This window comes from Enterobacter sp. ZOR0014 (assembly GCF_000798855.1).
Taxonomy (GTDB): Bacteria; Pseudomonadota; Gammaproteobacteria; order Enterobacterales; family Enterobacteriaceae; genus Enterobacter; species Enterobacter kobei.
The window spans coordinates 1-271 of the sequence record NZ_JTLF01000408.1 but is presented as its reverse complement, the minus strand read 5'-3'; the positions used below and the strand labels follow the sequence as shown (position 1 = coordinate 271).

The following is a 271-nucleotide window of genomic DNA, read 5'->3' as shown; positions in this document are numbered from 1 at the left end:
GTAAATTGCGTGGCTTGTTGAAAATTAATGCCTTTCTTGATATTGATAATACGCAAGAGTATCGAGAAAAAGCCTTAACAACAATAAAGAACATGCAAGAGGGTTCGAGTTACAATGGTTTGACACCAGTTGATAACAAGACGGAAATTGTAGAACTTAAAAAAGATTATTCCGTTTTAAACAAAGATGAAATTGACCTTATTAAATCGGAACTTTTGACAGGCTACTTTATGAATGAAAATATTTTGCTTGGTACTGCTACGCAATGTTC

1 protein-coding gene is annotated in these 271 nt (G+C 33.2%); it reads left to right on the top strand.

What is annotated here, in order from left to right; all coding sequences use genetic code 11:
• On the top strand, window positions 1-271 hold a 271-nt coding region (locus L977_RS24845; protein WP_047626988.1), incomplete at both ends, for a hypothetical protein.